Origin of the sequence: Geobacillus sp. ZGt-1 (assembly GCF_001026865.1) — a bacterium.
Classification (GTDB): Bacteria; Bacillota; Bacilli; order Bacillales; family Anoxybacillaceae; genus Geobacillus; species Geobacillus thermoleovorans.
On sequence record NZ_LDPD01000098.1, the window covers coordinates 1 to 772 of the forward strand.

1 protein-coding gene is annotated in these 772 nt (G+C 49.1%); it reads right to left on the reverse strand.

What is annotated here, in order from left to right; translation table 11 throughout:
- Positions 1-76: 76 nt before the first annotated feature.
- Positions 77-742: a sigma 54-interacting transcriptional regulator gene (locus VU18_RS15780; protein WP_053003360.1), complete on the reverse strand. Its 666-nt coding sequence runs from the start codon at positions 740-742 to the stop codon at positions 77-79.
- Positions 743-772: the final 30 nt, after the last annotated feature.

Here is a 772-nt window from a genome sequence, read left to right on the forward strand (position 1 = left end):
GCCTCTTTTGATTGGAAATAAAGGGAGGGAATTGCGCAAGAAGAGGGCTGTTGCACGCCCTCTTCTTTGTTTTTCGTCACAGAGAATATTTCCTGAGTTTCCGGCTGACGGTGGATTGGTCCACTTCCAAAGCCCTGGCCATATCGCTGGTCGTCCCGTATTTCTTTTTGGCAAATTCGAGCATCGCTTTCTCCGCAGCCTCCACCGCTTCTTTTAAAGGGATCTCTCGGTGAATTTTCATTTCGATCGGGGAAAGTTCCTCACCAACCGCAAAATGGTTCACATCCTTGACCAGGATCACTGGCTCATCCGACGTAATGATCAAACGTTCCACCAGATTTTGCAGTTCCCGCACATTGCCTTTCCATGGTTTCTTCTGTATCTCGGCGATTGCTTCCACCGAAAAGCTTTTGTTCAGACCGTAACGCTCATTGAATTTGACGGCGAAATGGTGGACCAGCAACGGGATATCCTCCACCCGCTTCCGCAACGGCGGGATCCAAATCGGGAACACGTTCAGTCGGTAGTACAAATCTTCCTGGAATGCCCCTTCTTCCACTAATTGCTCCAAATTGCGGTTAGTTGCTGCGATTAAACGCACATCGACCGGAATGGAACGCAATCCGCCAATTCGCCGGATTTCTTTTTCCTGCAACACGCGCAGTAGCTTTACTTGCAAAGTGAGAGGAAGTTCGGCAATCTCGTCCAAAAAAAGAGTTCCGTAGTGGGCTAACTCAAACAATCCGGGTTTCCCCCATAGCCATCAAGTGAA